The sequence below is a fragment of the Paracoccus lichenicola genome (assembly GCF_009708075.1).
In the GTDB taxonomy this organism is placed as follows: Bacteria; Pseudomonadota; Alphaproteobacteria; order Rhodobacterales; family Rhodobacteraceae; genus Paracoccus; species Paracoccus lichenicola.
Map to the genome: position 1 here is coordinate 134445 of NZ_WMBT01000004.1, position 12998 is coordinate 147442.

General features: G+C 67.5%; 11 protein-coding genes and 1 tRNA gene. 3 read left to right on the forward strand and 9 right to left on the reverse strand.

Features of this window, described 5'->3' with window-relative positions; genetic code table 11:
• Positions 1-97: 97 nt before the first annotated feature.
• The 6 genes from pnp to GIY56_RS09365 all read right to left on the reverse strand — a co-directional run bounded on the left by pnp (position 98) and on the right by GIY56_RS09365 (position 5060).
• Positions 98-2242 carry a polyribonucleotide nucleotidyltransferase gene (gene pnp / locus GIY56_RS09340; protein WP_154764562.1) on the reverse strand — a complete coding sequence of 715 codons (2145 nt, stop codon included), beginning with the start codon at positions 2240-2242 and terminating at the stop codon, positions 98-100.
• Positions 2243-2470: 228 nt separating this feature from the next.
• Entirely contained in the window at positions 2471-3139 is a 669-nt protein-coding gene (locus GIY56_RS09345) for a hypothetical protein (protein WP_154764563.1), read from the reverse strand.
• Between the two features lie 144 nt (positions 3140-3283).
• On the reverse strand, positions 3284-3553 hold the full coding sequence (rpsO, locus tag GIY56_RS09350; protein ID WP_154764564.1) for a 30S ribosomal protein S15: 270 nt from the start codon (positions 3551-3553) through the stop codon (positions 3284-3286).
• A gap of 137 nt (positions 3554-3690) precedes the next feature.
• Positions 3691-4617, reverse strand: a complete 927-nt coding sequence (locus GIY56_RS09355) for a calcium-binding protein (protein ID WP_154764565.1) — start codon at positions 4615-4617, stop codon at positions 3691-3693.
• 163 nt (positions 4618-4780) lie between these two features.
• Positions 4781-4906: a type B 50S ribosomal protein L36 gene (ykgO, locus tag GIY56_RS09360; protein ID WP_042245282.1), complete on the reverse strand. Its 126-nt coding sequence runs from the start codon at positions 4904-4906 to the stop codon at positions 4781-4783.
• Positions 4907-4985: 79 nt separating this feature from the next.
• A tRNA-Val gene (locus tag GIY56_RS09365) sits at positions 4986-5060 on the reverse strand.
• 155 nt (positions 5061-5215) lie between these two features.
• Between GIY56_RS09365 and GIY56_RS09370 the strand changes: the two genes are divergently transcribed.
• Positions 5216-6082: an N-formylglutamate amidohydrolase gene (locus tag GIY56_RS09370; RefSeq protein ID WP_154764566.1), complete on the forward strand. Its 867-nt coding sequence runs from the start codon at positions 5216-5218 to the stop codon at positions 6080-6082.
• A complete protein-coding gene (locus GIY56_RS09375; protein WP_154764567.1) occupies positions 6079-6573 on the forward strand; it encodes an NUDIX hydrolase in 495 nt (164 codons plus the stop codon). Before GIY56_RS09370 ends, GIY56_RS09375 begins: the two co-directional genes overlap by 4 nt.
• On the opposite strand, the gene GIY56_RS09380 is transcribed toward GIY56_RS09375, so the two are convergent.
• Positions 6521-7243: a DUF998 domain-containing protein gene (locus GIY56_RS09380; protein WP_154764568.1), complete on the reverse strand. Its 723-nt coding sequence runs from the start codon at positions 7241-7243 to the stop codon at positions 6521-6523. The genes GIY56_RS09375 and GIY56_RS09380 overlap by 53 nt on opposite strands.
• Positions 7244-7291: 48 nt before the next feature.
• Positions 7292-7975 carry an orotidine-5'-phosphate decarboxylase gene (gene pyrF / locus GIY56_RS09385; RefSeq protein ID WP_154764569.1) on the reverse strand — a complete coding sequence of 228 codons (684 nt, stop codon included), beginning with the start codon at positions 7973-7975 and terminating at the stop codon, positions 7292-7294.
• A gap of 158 nt (positions 7976-8133) precedes the next feature.
• Here pyrF and clpB point away from each other — a divergent pair, with 158 nt between their 5' ends.
• A complete protein-coding gene (gene clpB / locus GIY56_RS09390) occupies positions 8134-10773 on the forward strand; it encodes an ATP-dependent chaperone ClpB (RefSeq protein WP_154764570.1) in 2640 nt (879 codons plus the stop codon).
• A gap of 280 nt (positions 10774-11053) precedes the next feature.
• Here the strand turns inward: clpB and dxs are convergent, their stop codons facing one another.
• Positions 11054-12970, reverse strand: a complete 1917-nt coding sequence (dxs, locus tag GIY56_RS09395; RefSeq protein WP_154764571.1) for a 1-deoxy-D-xylulose-5-phosphate synthase — start codon at positions 12968-12970, stop codon at positions 11054-11056.
• Positions 12971-12998: the final 28 nt, after the last annotated feature.

Here is a 12998-nt window from a genome sequence, read left to right on the forward strand (position 1 = left end):
TACGAAGATCGGCCAGTCCGTCTGCACCATACCATCCTGTAGCGGAACGCATGAAAAAGCCCCGGACCTGCCGGGGCTTTCCGATGTCGCGAAGGGATCAGCCCTCGGCCGTTTCTTCCCTGGCTTCGGTGATCTCCTCGCCGGTCTGCTGATCGACCATCTTCATGCCGAGGCGAACCTTGCCGCGATCGTCGAAGCCCAGCAGCTTGACCTTGACCTCCTGGCCTTCCTTCAGGATCTCGTTCGGATGGTTCAGGCGCTTGTTGGCGATCTGGGACACGTGGACCAGGCCGTCGCGCTTGCCGAAGAAGTTCACGAAGGCGCCGAAATCGACCAGCTTGACGACCTTGCCCGTATAGACCCGGCCTTCTTCCGGCTCGGCCACGATCGAATAGATCATGTCATAGGCCTTCTTGATCGAATCGGCATTGGCCGAGGCGATCTTGATGGTGCCGTCATCGTTGATGTCCACCTTCGCGCCCGAAACCTCGACGATCTCGCGGATGACCTTGCCGCCCGAGCCGATCACTTCGCGGATCTTGTCGGTGGGGATCTGCATCGTCTCGATGCGCGGGGCGTGGGCGCTGAACTCGCGACGGCCCTCGGTCAGGGCCTTGGACATCTCGGCCAGGATGTGCAGGCGGCCTTCCTTGGCTTGCGCCAGCGCCTGTTCCATGATGGCGGGCGTGATGCCCTGGACCTTGATGTCCATCTGCAGGGACGTGATGCCCTCAGCGGTGCCCGCGACCTTGAAGTCCATGTCGCCCAGGTGATCCTCGTCCCCCAAGATGTCGGTCAGGACCGCATACTTGCCGTCGTCTTCCAGGATCAGGCCCATGGCGACACCGGCAACCGGCGCCTTCAGCGGCACGCCCGCATCCATCATCGACAGCGAGCCGCCGCAGACGGACGCCATGGACGACGAGCCGTTCGATTCGGTGATCTCGGACACGACGCGGATGGTATAGGGGAAGTCGGTCGGGGCGGGCAAAACCGCCTGCAGCGCGCGCCAGGCCAGCTTGCCGTGGCCGATCTCGCGGCGGCCGGGGCTGCCGACACGGCCAACCTCGCCCACCGAATAGGGGGGGAAGTTGTAGTGCAGCAGGAAGTTCGACCGGAAGTTGCCGTGCAGCGCGTCGATGATCTGTTCGTCGTCGCCGGTGCCCAGCGTGGTCACGACCAAGGCCTGCGTCTCGCCCCGGGTGAACAGCGCGCTGCCGTGGGTGCGCGGCAGGATGCCCACTTCGCTTTCGATGGCCCGGACGGTGCGGGTATCGCGGCCGTCGATGCGGGCGCCGCCGTTGATCACGTCGCCGCGCAGGATGCCCGATTCCAGCTTCTTCAGCGCCGAACCCAGGTTCGGATCGGCCAGTTCGGCTTCGGACAGTTCGGCCACGACCTTTTCGCGCACCGCCTGGATGGCGTCACGACGTTCGGACTTGTCGATGATGCCGTAGGCCGCGCGCATCCCGGTTTCGCCCAGTTCCTTCACGCGGGCGGAAAGCGCGCTGTAGTCGGGGGACTGGAAGTCGAAGGGTTCCTTGGCGGCGGCTTCGGCCAGGTCGATGATCAGGTCGATCACGGGCTGCATCTGCTCGTGGCCGAACTTGACGGCGCCCAGCATCTCTTCCTCGGTCAGCTCATAGGCCTCGGATTCGACCATCATCACGGCGTCCTTGGTGCCGGCGACGACCAGATCCAGGCGCTGTTCCGGGTTGGAACGCAGCTGGTCCATGTCCTGGACCTCGGGGTTCAGCACATAGGCGCCGTTGGCAAAGCCCACGCGGGCGGCGCCGATCGGACCCATGAAGGGCACGCCGGAAATCGTCAGCGCGGCGGATGCCGCGATCATCGCCACGATGTCGGGGTCGTTCACCAGGTCATGCGACAGGACCGTGCACATCACCAGGGTCTCGTGCTTGAAGCCCGGCGCGAACAGCGGGCGGCAGGGCCGGTCGATCAGGCGCGCGGTCAGCGTTTCCTTTTCGGTCGGGCGCGCCTCGCGCTTGAAGAAGCCGCCCGGGATCTTGCCGGCGGCATAGTATTTTTCCTGATAGTGAACCGTCAGCGGGAAGAAATCCTGCCCGGGCTTGGGTTCCTTCGCGAAGGTCACGTTGGCCATGACGCTGGTCTCGCCCAGGGTGGCGATGACCGTGCCGTCGGCCTGACGGGCAACCTTGCCCGTTTCCAGCGTGAGCGTTTCCTGGCCCCACTGGATTGATTTCTTCACTTCGTCAAACATCTGGTTTCCTCTGGGCCGCGCCAGCCCTCTGGCGGCGGCCGTGTCTATGGCGGCCCCATTGCCGCCGCCCCTATCCTTTGCATGTGCCCCGGGGCTTGGGGCGTCACGTCACAGATGGCGGGGCCTTACAGGAAAACAAGGGCTTTGGGAAGCGGCAAGGCATATCGGCAAGGGGCGGCGGAACCGATGCTCCGCCGCCCCGGGAAGGCGCAGGGACCTGTCCCGGTCTCAGGCGGCCAGGTCCGCCGCCTTGCCGTCGGCTGCGGCCTCCTCGGCGGGGGCGGTCAGCGCGGCCAGGGGATCGGCCTTGGCCTCGGCCAGTTGCTCGACAAGGCTCGACACCTGCGCGCGTTCCTGCGCCTGGATGGCCAGGGCACGGGCGCGGGCCTCCTCGTCGGGATCAGTTGCCTCCTCGGCCTTGGCCGGGGAAGCGGTGGTGACGGTCCCCGGAACCGCCGCGCTTGCCGCAGCGGACAAGGCCGGGCCGGCCGTGGTCGGGACGGCTGCGGCGGATCGCGAGGCTGCATCCGCGCCGGCTGCCCCGGCCTCCGGCTCGGCCTCGGGGGCCTGCACGGCGGCGATCCGGGAGGCAATGGTCAGGGCCGCGGGCAGGAACGGCGGCAGGATCTCGGGCACCGCCGCCGTGTCCGGGGGTGTGCCGGCCTGGCTGTCCGGGGCGGCGGACGATGCCGCAACCGCCTGCAAGGCCGTCTCGGACAGGTCGAAGACCACGCCCGGGGTGGCGCTGGACGCGGGCGCTGCCGCCTGGCTGGCCTGCGCGGCCGCCGTCTGGGCCGCACTGGCGGCATTGGCCTGCGCCGGTGCGGCCGCCGTGGACGGCAGGCTCGCGCCCCCCAGCAGGCCCGACAAAGTTCTGTTGACAGTACCAAGTAGCATTCGCGCATCTCCTTGTGGTGACACGGGAACAGTTCTTAATTTTCCCTTAACCGTCCAGAAAACAATGCCGAAGATTTTAGTCATCCGCATGGCAAGACGCCCGTGGCCAATGCCACGGGCGTTCCAGTCGTCAACCGGCTGCGATCAGCGGCGCAGGCCCAGCTTGCCGATCAGGTCGGTGTAGCGGGCTTCGTCCTTCTTCTTCAGATAGTCCAGCAGCTTGCGACGCTGCGCGACCATCATCAGCAGACCACGGCGCGAGTGGTTGTCCTTCTTGTGGGTCTTGAAATGCTCGGTCAGGGTGGCGATGCGCGAGGACAGGATCGCGACCTGCACCTCGGGCGAGCCGGTGTCGCCGGCCTTGGTGCCGAATTCCTGGATGACGCGGGCTTTTTCTTCGACGGTGATCGACATCGGGATCTCCTTTCGGAAAGGGGTTATGGCGCAGGCCGGGATGTCGTCCAGCACAGGCCCGTGGAGTGTCCGCCCGGACAAGACCGGGACGGATGCGCGCCTATAGGGGAAAAGCGCCCGCAAGGAAAGGGGGATTGTCAGCCGGGCAGCCGGACCACCACGATGTCCCCGGCCACAAGCCCGCCGGTCTGCAGCATCCGGCCGATGGCCTCGCCATTGACGGTGATCAGCACCGTGCCGTCCTTGTCCTCGGCCAGGTCGATCCGGGCGTCCTGGGCCATGCTGTCGGGCAGGTGCAGCACCATCTGGTCCTCGCGCGCGTCGAAATCGGCGATCACGGGCAGTTCGCCCGGGACCTGTTGCAGCACGAACTGGTCGGCGCCGTCCTGCCCTTCGACGAAATCGCCCGCACCCGCGGCCAGGGTATCGGCGCCCTCGCCCCCGTGCATCCAGACCGTGTCGGGATCGTCGTCGCCGACCAGGTGGTCGTTGCCGCGCCCGCCGTCCAGGTCGTCCGCCCCGCCGCCCGAGACGAGCAGGTCGTCGCCATCGTTGCCCGACAGCCAGTCGTTCCCGGTCCCGCCGAACAGGGTGTCCTGGCCTTCGCCGCCATAAACGGTATCGTCGCCCTCATCCCCCCAGACGATGTCGTCGCCGCCCTGCCCCGCCAGCGAATCGGCACCCGCGCCGCCGCGGATCTCGTCGGCGCCCGCGGCGTCATAGCTGCCGTCGCCCTGCACCCAGTCGTCGCCCGCCCCGGCAACGATGGTGTCGTTGCCCGCGCCGCCGAACAAATCCTCGGCTTCCGGCCCGCCCTCGATCAGTTCGTCGTCCGGGATTTCCTCGGCCACCGGCGGTTCGGGCGGCGGTTCGGGCGCAGGGCCGGTCCCGCCCTCCTCCGAACCGCCGGCGCTGATGCCGCCGACCTCGCCCCCATCGGGTTCGCCCAGGGTGGGGGGCAGATCCTCGGGATCGTCGTCATCCACGTCGCGATGGGCCGGAGAGGTCAGGTCCAGCGCGGCCCCCGCCGCGGCAAGCGCCATCAGACTGGCAAGCACGAACATGACACGACCCCGCGGAAAGGTTGCAAAATACCTGAAGGCGACAATACAACCGCAAGGCGTGTTAACCAAATGCTTTGTTAAGAAACGGTTAACTTCCGGCGTCCCGGCATGAAAAAACCCGCCATGGGCGGGTTTGTTTCGTTTTCGCGGTGATCGTGCCCGATCAGCCCTGGCGGGCCTTGAAGCGGCGGTTGGTCTTGTTGATCACGTAGATGCGGCCCTTGCGGCGCACCACCTGGCAGTCGCGGTGCCGGCTTTTCAGCGAGCGGAGCGAATTGCGAACCTTCATCGGTCTTCTCCATCACGCGGCTCGCAGCCGCAGGAAAACGAAATGCCCCCGACGGTCCGGCCGGGGGCGGCGAAAACAATGGTGGGCGGTACTGGGATCGAACCAGTGGCCACTACGATGTCAACGTAGTGCTCTACCGCTGAGCTAACCGCCCGTCCTTGGGCCTTCCGTCCATGTCCCGAGGGAAACGTCCGAACCGCCTTTGGTCCGCGTGTCTATATAGGGGGGCACCAGGGGTTTCAAGCCCTATCGCATCAGGAAAATTCCGGCTTATATGAACCCCGAAGAAACCGCCTGCCGGGGTCTGACTTGACCGAATCCGACCTTCCTGTGCTGATCGAACGGCCTGATCGCTGGGTCAGCGGCGTCATCTTCGGATCGCCGCATTCGGGCTGCATCTATCCCGACTGGTTCCTGGAAGGCACCAGGCTGCCCCCCGAAACGCTGCGCTCGTCCGAGGACGCCTTCGTGGACCGGCTGATCGCGGGCGCGCCCGGCCAGGGCGCGGTGACGATTCGCGCCCAGGTGCCGCGCGCCATCGTGGACCTGAACCGCGCCCCTGACGAGATCGATCCCCTGGTGGTGCGCGGCGTCCCGCGCCATCCCCTGAACCAGCGCACGCTTGCGGGCCTTGGGGTGATCCCGCGCGTCGTCTCGCAAGGGCGGGCGATCCTGGAGCGCCCGATCGAACGGGCCGAGGCCGAGCGCCGCATCAACGCCTATTGGCGCCCTTATCACCGGGCGCTGACCGGGCTGATCGCCGAGGCGCGGTCGCGCTTCGGCCAGGCGATCCTGATCGACGTGCATTCCATGCCCCATGACGCGCTGGCCCATCTGCACGGCCCCCGCCCCGACATGGTGCTGGGCAACCGGCACGGCATCTCGGCCGCCGCCCGCATCTCGGACGCCATCGTCGCCGCCGTCGAGGCCGAGGGCTGGCGCATCCGGCGCAATTCGCCCTTCGCGGGGGCCTATATCTGTTCGGCCTATGGGCGGCCCTGCCAGAACGTCCATGTCGTGCAGCTGGAAATCGACCGTTCGCTCTACATGGACGAAAAGGCCATCGCGCCCCATGCGGGGTTCGACGGTTTCGCGGCCCGCTTCGGGTCGGTGATCCGCAAGCTGGCCATGCTGGAGGCCGAAGGCCCGACCGAGGCCGGGATCGCCGCGCAATGAGGGGATCGCGATGGCCAAAGGCCGCGCGGGCGCCTGGCAAGGAAGAAGCCGCGTTTCACGGCGCCAAGCTGGTCCTGACGCATGGGGGGCGGCTGCTGGCCTGTCTGCGCGACGACAAGCCCGGCCTGCCCTTTCCGGCGCATTGGGATCTGCCCGGGGGCGGGCGCGAGGGTGGCGAATCGCCCGTCGAATGCGCCCTGCGCGAGTTGCACGAGGAGTTCGGGCTGGCGCTGCCGGTGTCGCGGCTGACGGGGCGGTCCTTCGCCTCGCGCCAGCATCCTGGCTGGCGGTCCTGGCTGTTCACCGGGCACCTGACGGCCGCAGAGATCGCCGCGATCCGCCTTGGCGACGAGGGGCAGGCATGGCGGATGATGCCGCTGGCGGAGTTTGCCGCCCATCCCCGCGCGGTCCCGCATTTCCGCGATCTGGTGGCAGGGATCATCGCAGCGCCGCCACCCCGCGCACCAGCGGGCGCAGCGCGTCGCCCTTGACCATCCAGCTTGTCGCGAAGGCGAAGGTGGCGGCGGTTTCCAGCCAGAAGACCGGGCGCAGCAGGGCCAGACGGTCATCCAGGCCGGTGACGAACAGCACCCCCACCAGGCCGATGCTGGCGATGATGGTCCAGCCGCACAGGCGATAGATGCGGTTCGAGGCGTCCTTCTCGGCCCCATCGACCGCGCCTTTCGTGAACAGCACCAGGCAATAGACCGCCAGCGCCGCAAAGAAGACCGCCGCCGCGCCCAGATGCACCAGCGAGGCCAGGCCGGGTCCCAGGGCGCATTGCAGCAGCGTGCAGGCGGGATCCGCAACAGCCTCGGCCCCTGCGGCGGGACTGCTCGGCGCCAGCGCCACCAGCGCGATGGCCACCGCCGCCACCCGCGCCGTGCCCTTGTCCGTGATCCGGTCGCCCGCGTCGGGGCGGAACCCCTCGTAGCTCCACAGGAACACCGCCTGCGCGATCAGGGTGCCCACGAAAACCTCGCGCATCGGCGTGTAATAGGCGGCCGAGATGCTGGTCAGGATCCCGCCGCTGGCCAGGCCATAGGCCAGCAAGGCGACCGGCAGGAAGAACCCGAGCGCCCCGATCGCCCGGCGCACGGCCAGAAAGGACAGCACCAGATCGTTATGCGCCTTCTGGGAAATGCCGCTTTCGTTCGCCATCCTGCCCCCCTTGCGGCCCAAGGTGGCGCGGATGGCGGGACGGGTCAATCAGCCGCGCATCTCGGCCAGGATCGCCTGCGCCGCGGCGCGCGGATCGGCGGCCTGCCACACGGGGCGCCCGACGACGATGTGATCCACCCCTGCCGCGATGGCGCTGGCGGGGGTTTCCACCCGCTTCTGGTCGCCCAGGGCCGCCCCTGCCGGACGCACGCCCGGGGTCACGATCAGCCGCGCATTCGGCAGGGCGCGGATCGCCGCGGCCTCGCGCGGGGAACAGATGATGCCGTCGGCGCCGGCCTCGAAGGCGCGGGCGGCGCGTTCCACGGTGATGTCGTGGATGTCGCCCGCCTGGATCATCCCCGCGTCCAGGTCGGCGCGCTCCAGCGAGGTCAGGATGGTCACGCCCAGGATCTTCAGGCCGGATCCCGCCGCGCCCTCTTTCGCGGCGCGGATCACGTGCGGGTCGCCATGCACGGTCAGGAAGTCCAGATCGAACCGGGCCAGCCCGCGCACGGCGGATTCCACCGTGGCGCCGATGTCGAACAGCTTCATGTCCAGGAAGATCCGCTTGCCGTGGTCCTGCTTCAACTCGTTCGCCAGCGCCAGCCCGCCGCCGGTCAGCATCCCGAGGCCGATCTTGTAGAAGCCCACGGCATCGCCCAGCCTTTCGGCCAGGTTCAGCCCCGCCACAGCGTCCGGCACGTCCAGCGCCACGATCAGCCGGTCATCCATGCTGCCACCCTTGTCCCTGAAATCGCGGCGTTATGGCACATCGCAAGGCGGCTTGAAAGCGCCGCAAGACTACCCAGATGATAGTCGAAGACCCGGACCGGGGCGCGCCGCAACAGGGTGTCCGCGACACGGGGGCTAGTGGAAGGAGTATAGTGCCGATGAACATGGAAAAGTTCACCGAGCGGTCGCGCGGCTTCATGCAGGCCGCCCAGACCATCGCGATCCGCGAGGAAAACCAGCGGGTCGTTCCCGAACATCTTTTGAAAGCCCTGATGGACGACGACCAGGGGCTGTCGTCGAACCTGATCACCCGCGCGGGCGGCGATGCCCGCCGCGTGAAGGAAGCCGTCGATCTGGCCGTGGGAAAGCTGCCCAAGGTCAAGGGCGGCAATGGCCAGGTCTACGTGGACCCGTCGCTGGTGCGCGTCCTGGACGAGGCCGAGCAGGTCGCCAAGAAGGCGGGCGATAGCTTTGTCCCGGCCGAGCGCATCCTGATGGCGCTGGCCATGGTCAACACCAACGCCCGCGACGCGCTGACCGCGGGGGGCGTCAATGCCCAGAACCTGAACGCCGCGATCAACGACATCCGCAAGGGCCGCACCGCCGATTCGGCCTCTGCCGAGGACAGCTATGAGGCGCTGGAAAAATACGCCCGCGACCTGACGGCAGCCGCGCGCGACGGCAAGATCGACCCGATCATCGGCCGGGACGAGGAAATCCGCCGCGCCATGCAGGTGCTAAGCCGCCGCACCAAGAACAACCCTGTGCTGATCGGCGAACCCGGCGTGGGGAAAACCGCGATCGCCGAGGGCCTGGCCCTGCGAATCGTCGATGGCGACGTGCCCGAATCCCTGCGCGACAAGCGGCTGATGGCGCTGGACATGGGCGCGCTGATCGCCGGGTCGAAATATCGCGGCGAGTTCGAGGAACGGCTGAAGTCGATCCTGAAGGAAATCGAGACCGCCGCGGGCGAAGTCATCCTGTTCATCGACGAGCTTCACGTCCTGGTGGGCGCGGGCAAGACCGACGGCGCGATGGACGCCGCGAACCTCATCAAGCCCGCGCTTGCGCGGGGGGAATTGCATTGCATCGGCGCCACGACGCTGGACGAATACCGCAAGTATATCGAAAAGGACGCGGCCCTGGCCCGGCGGTTCCAGCCGGTCCTGATCCAGGAACCCACGGTCGAGGACACCATCAGCATCCTGCGCGGCATCAAGGAGAAGTACGAGCTGCACCACGGCGTCCGCATTTCCGACGCCGCCCTGGTCGCCGCGGCCACGCTGTCGCACCGCTACATCACCGACCGCTTCCTGCCCGACAAGGCCATCGACCTGGTGGACGAGGCCGCCAGCCGTCTGCGCATGGAAGTGGACAGCAAGCCCGAGGAGCTGGACCAGCTCGACCGCCAGATCCTGCAATTGCAGATCGAGGCCGAGGCGCTGAAAAAGGAAGACGACGCGGCATCCAAGGACCGGCTGGAGCGGCTGGAAAAGGATCTGTCCGAATTGCAGCAGCAATCGGCGGAAATGACCGCCCGCTGGCAGGCCGAACGCGACAAGCTGGAAGGTTCGCGCAACCTCAAGGAACAGCTTGACCGGGCGCGCGCCGAACTGGACCAGGCCAAGCGCGAAGGCAACCTCGCCCGCGCGGGGGAACTGTCTTATGGCATCATCCCCGGCCTGGAAAAGCAGCTGGCCGAGGCCGAGAATGGCGGCGCCGACGGGCTGATGGTCGAGGAAGCCGTCCGCCCCGAGCAGATCGCCGAGGTCGTGGAACGCTGGACCGGCATCCCCACCAGCAAGATGCTGGAAGGCGAGCGCGAGAAGCTGTTGAAGATGGAGGAGCAGATCGGCGCCCGCGTCATTGGCCAGCAAGAGGCCGTGGTGGCCGTGTCGAACGCCGTCCGCCGCGCGCGGGCGGGGCTGAACGACGAGAACCGTCCCCTGGGGTCGTTCCTGTTCCTTGGCCCCACCGGCGTCGGCAAGACCGAACTGACCAAGGCGCTGGCCGAATACATGTTCGACGACGATTCCGCGATGGTCCGCATCGACATGTCCGAGTTCATGGAAAAGCATTCCGTGGCGCGGCTGATCGGCGCTCCTCCGGGCTATGTCGGCTATGACGAGGGCGGCGTGCTGACCGAGGCCGTGCGGCGGCGTCCCTATCAGGTGATCCTGTTCGACGAGGTCGAAAAGGCGCACCCGGACGTGTTCAACGTGCTGTTGCAGGTGCTGGACGACGGGGTGCTGACCGACGGCCAGGGCCGGACGGTGGACTTCAAGCAGACGCTGATCATCCTGACCTCGAACCTGGGGTCGCAGGCGTTGTCGCATCTGCCCGAGGGGTCGGATTCGTCCGATGCGCGGGCGCAGGTGATGGAGGCGGTCCGGGCGCATTTCCGGCCCGAATTCCTGAACCGGCTGGACGAGATCATCATCTTCCGCCGCCTGAGCCGCGCCAACATGGACGCGATCGTCACCATCCAGCTGCGCCGTCTGGAACAGCGGCTGGCCGCGCGCAAGATCACGCTGGATCTGGACGAGGCGGCGCACAAGTGGCTGGCCGACCAGGGTTATGACCCGGTCTTCGGCGCGCGTCCGTTGAAGCGGGTGATCCAGCGCGCCTTGCAGGATCCGCTGGCCGAACTGCTGCTGTCGGGCGAGGTGATGGACGGGCAGACCGTCCATGTCAGCGCCGGGCCGGACGGGCTGATCGTGGAAAACCGCATCGGCCGGGCGGGCCACAAGCTTGGGGCCGTCGGGGAAGGCCCCAAGCCCGAGGCAACCGTTCACTGAACACGAAAAGCGCGGGACGGGGGAAAGTCCCGCGCTTTTCCTTTGATCGAGGGACCGCCAGAGACTTCGCAGGGAGGAGGGAGCGCGTCTCTGGCGGATTTCGGCGGGCCGGACCGCCGTGGTCGGAGGGAATGGAGCGATCACCTGCCCCACGGGACGATAATGCGCCCGATCCTGTCCGGTATGCGTGGCGCGGGTTCAACTTCATGCCGCAATGCGGAAAACATGCCGCGCCTGCCTTGCGCGGCCGCATTATGCCCACTTTGCAGGCAGTTTCAGATCAGGCGGTCTTGCCTGCCAGTTGCGCCACGCCCATCACCTCCAGCACCTTGGCCTCGATATGGGCGGCATTCAGCGCCGATGTGTCATACATCGCGAAGGGCGCGTCGTGATCCACGAAGCGGTCGGGCAGGACCATGGACCGGAAGCGCAGGCCCCGGTCGAAGACGCCCTCATCCGACAGAAGCTGCGCGACATGGCTGCCGAAGCCGCCGACCGCGCCTTCCTCCAGCGTGATCAGCGCGTCATGGGTGGCGGCCAGCCGCAGGATCAGGTCGCGGTCCAGCGGCTTGGCAAAGCGCGCATCGGCCACGGTGGGGGTGATCCCGCGCGCGGCCAGCGATTCGCAGGCCTTTGCGGCCTCCGACAGGCGGGTGCCGAAGGACAGGATGGCGACGCCCTTGCCGTCGCGGACGATCCGGCCCTTGCCGATTTCCAGCACCTGCCCGCGTTCCGGCATCTCGACCCCCGTGCCCTCGCCGCGCGGAAAGCGGAAGGCGATGGGGCCGCCGTCATGGGCGGCGGCGGTGGCGACCATGTGCATCAGTTCGGCCTCGTCCGCGGCGGCCATCACCACCATGCCGGGCAGGTTCGCCAGGAAGGCGATGTCATAGGCGCCCGCATGGGTCGGCCCGTCCTGGCCCACCAGGCCCGCGCGGTCGATGGCGAAGCGCACCGGCAAGCCCTGCACCGCCACGTCATGGACCACCTGGTCATAGCCGCGCTGCAAGAAGGTCGAATAGATCGCGCAAAAGGGCTTCATGCCCCCCGCCGCAAGGCCTGCGGCAAAGGTCACGGCGTGCTGTTCGGCGATGCCCACGTCGAAGGTCCGGCGCGGAAAGCGTTCGGCGAATTGCTTCAAACCCGTGCCGTCCGGCATCGCGGCGGTGATGCCCACGATCCTTTCGTCGCGCCCGGCCTCGTCGATCAGGGCCTGGGCGAAGACAGCGGTATAGCTGGGGGCGTTCGACTTGGCCTTGGCCTGTTCGCCCGTGATCACGTCGAACTTGCCCGTGGCATGGCCGCGGTCGGCCGCGTTTTCCGCCGGGGCATAGCCCTTGCCCTTTTTCGTGACGGCATGGATCAGCACCGGCCCGGTCGCGCGCGCCTTGACCGTGCGCAGCAGCGGCAGAAGCTGGTCCAGGTCGTGGCCATCGACAGGGCCGATGTAGGAAAAGCCCAGCTCCTCGAACAATGTCCCGCCGATGGTCATGCCCTTCAGCATTTCCTTGGCCCGGCGCGCGCCTTCCTGGAAGGGCGGCGGCAGCAGACCCACCGCGCCCTTGGCGGCGGCGCGCAGATCCTGGAAAGGGCGGCGGGTGTAAAGGCTGGTCAGATAGGACGACAGCGCGCCCACCGGCGGGGCGATGGACATCTCGTTGTCGTTCAGGATCACGATCAGCCGCTTGCCCAGGTGGCCCGCGTTGTTCAGCGCCTCGAAGGCCATGCCCGCGCTCATGGCGCCGTCGCCGATCACCGCGATGGCATCGCCCGGATCGCCGCCCAGATCCCGCGCCACGGCAAAGCCCAACGCCGCGCTGATCGAGGTGGAGGAATGGCCCGCCCCGAATGGGTCATAGGCGCTTTCCGCGCGCTTGGTGAAGCCCGCGAGGCCCCCGCCCATGCGCAGGGTGCGGATGCGGTCGCGCCTGCCGGTCAGGATCTTGTGGGGATAGCATTGGTGGCCCACGTCCCAGATGATCTTGTCGCGCGGCGTGTCGAAGACCGCGTGCAGCGCCACGGTCAGTTCCACCACGCCCAGGCCCGCGCCCAGATGCCCGCCGGTGACGCTGACCGCGCTGATGGTTTCCGACCGCAATTCGTCGGCCAGTTGCCGCAGGTCCCGGTCGCTCAGCGCCTTGAGGTCCGAGGGCAGCTTGACCCGGTCAAGGATCGGCGTCTTGGTCAGGTCGGTCATCGGCTGGCCCTTTCAGGCGTTGCGGGCG

Excerpts from the sequence above, each read along its gene's own strand:
- pnp (WP_154764562.1), bottom strand. The coding sequence starts at position 2,242 with ATGTTTGACGAAGTGAAGAAATCAATCCAGTGGGGCCAGGAAACGCTC.
- GIY56_RS09345 (WP_154764563.1), bottom strand. The coding sequence starts at position 3,139 with ATGCTACTTGGTACTGTCAACAGAACTTTGTCGGGCCTGCTGGGGGGC.
- rpsO (WP_154764564.1), bottom strand. The coding sequence starts at position 3,553 with ATGTCGATCACCGTCGAAGAAAAAGCCCGCGTCATCCAGGAATTCGGC.
- GIY56_RS09355 (WP_154764565.1), bottom strand. The coding sequence starts at position 4,617 with ATGTTCGTGCTTGCCAGTCTGATGGCGCTTGCCGCGGCGGGGGCCGCG.
- ykgO (WP_042245282.1), bottom strand. The coding sequence starts at position 4,906 with ATGAAGGTTCGCAATTCGCTCCGCTCGCTGAAAAGCCGGCACCGCGAC.
- GIY56_RS09375 (WP_154764567.1), top strand. The coding sequence starts at position 6,079 with ATGAGGGGATCGCGATGGCCAAAGGCCGCGCGGGCGCCTGGCAAGGAA.
- GIY56_RS09380 (WP_154764568.1), bottom strand. The coding sequence starts at position 7,243 with ATGGCGAACGAAAGCGGCATTTCCCAGAAGGCGCATAACGATCTGGTG.
- pyrF (WP_154764569.1), bottom strand. The coding sequence starts at position 7,975 with ATGGATGACCGGCTGATCGTGGCGCTGGACGTGCCGGACGCTGTGGCG.
- clpB (WP_154764570.1), top strand. The coding sequence starts at position 8,134 with ATGAACATGGAAAAGTTCACCGAGCGGTCGCGCGGCTTCATGCAGGCC.
- dxs (WP_154764571.1), bottom strand. The coding sequence starts at position 12,970 with ATGACCGACCTGACCAAGACGCCGATCCTTGACCGGGTCAAGCTGCCC.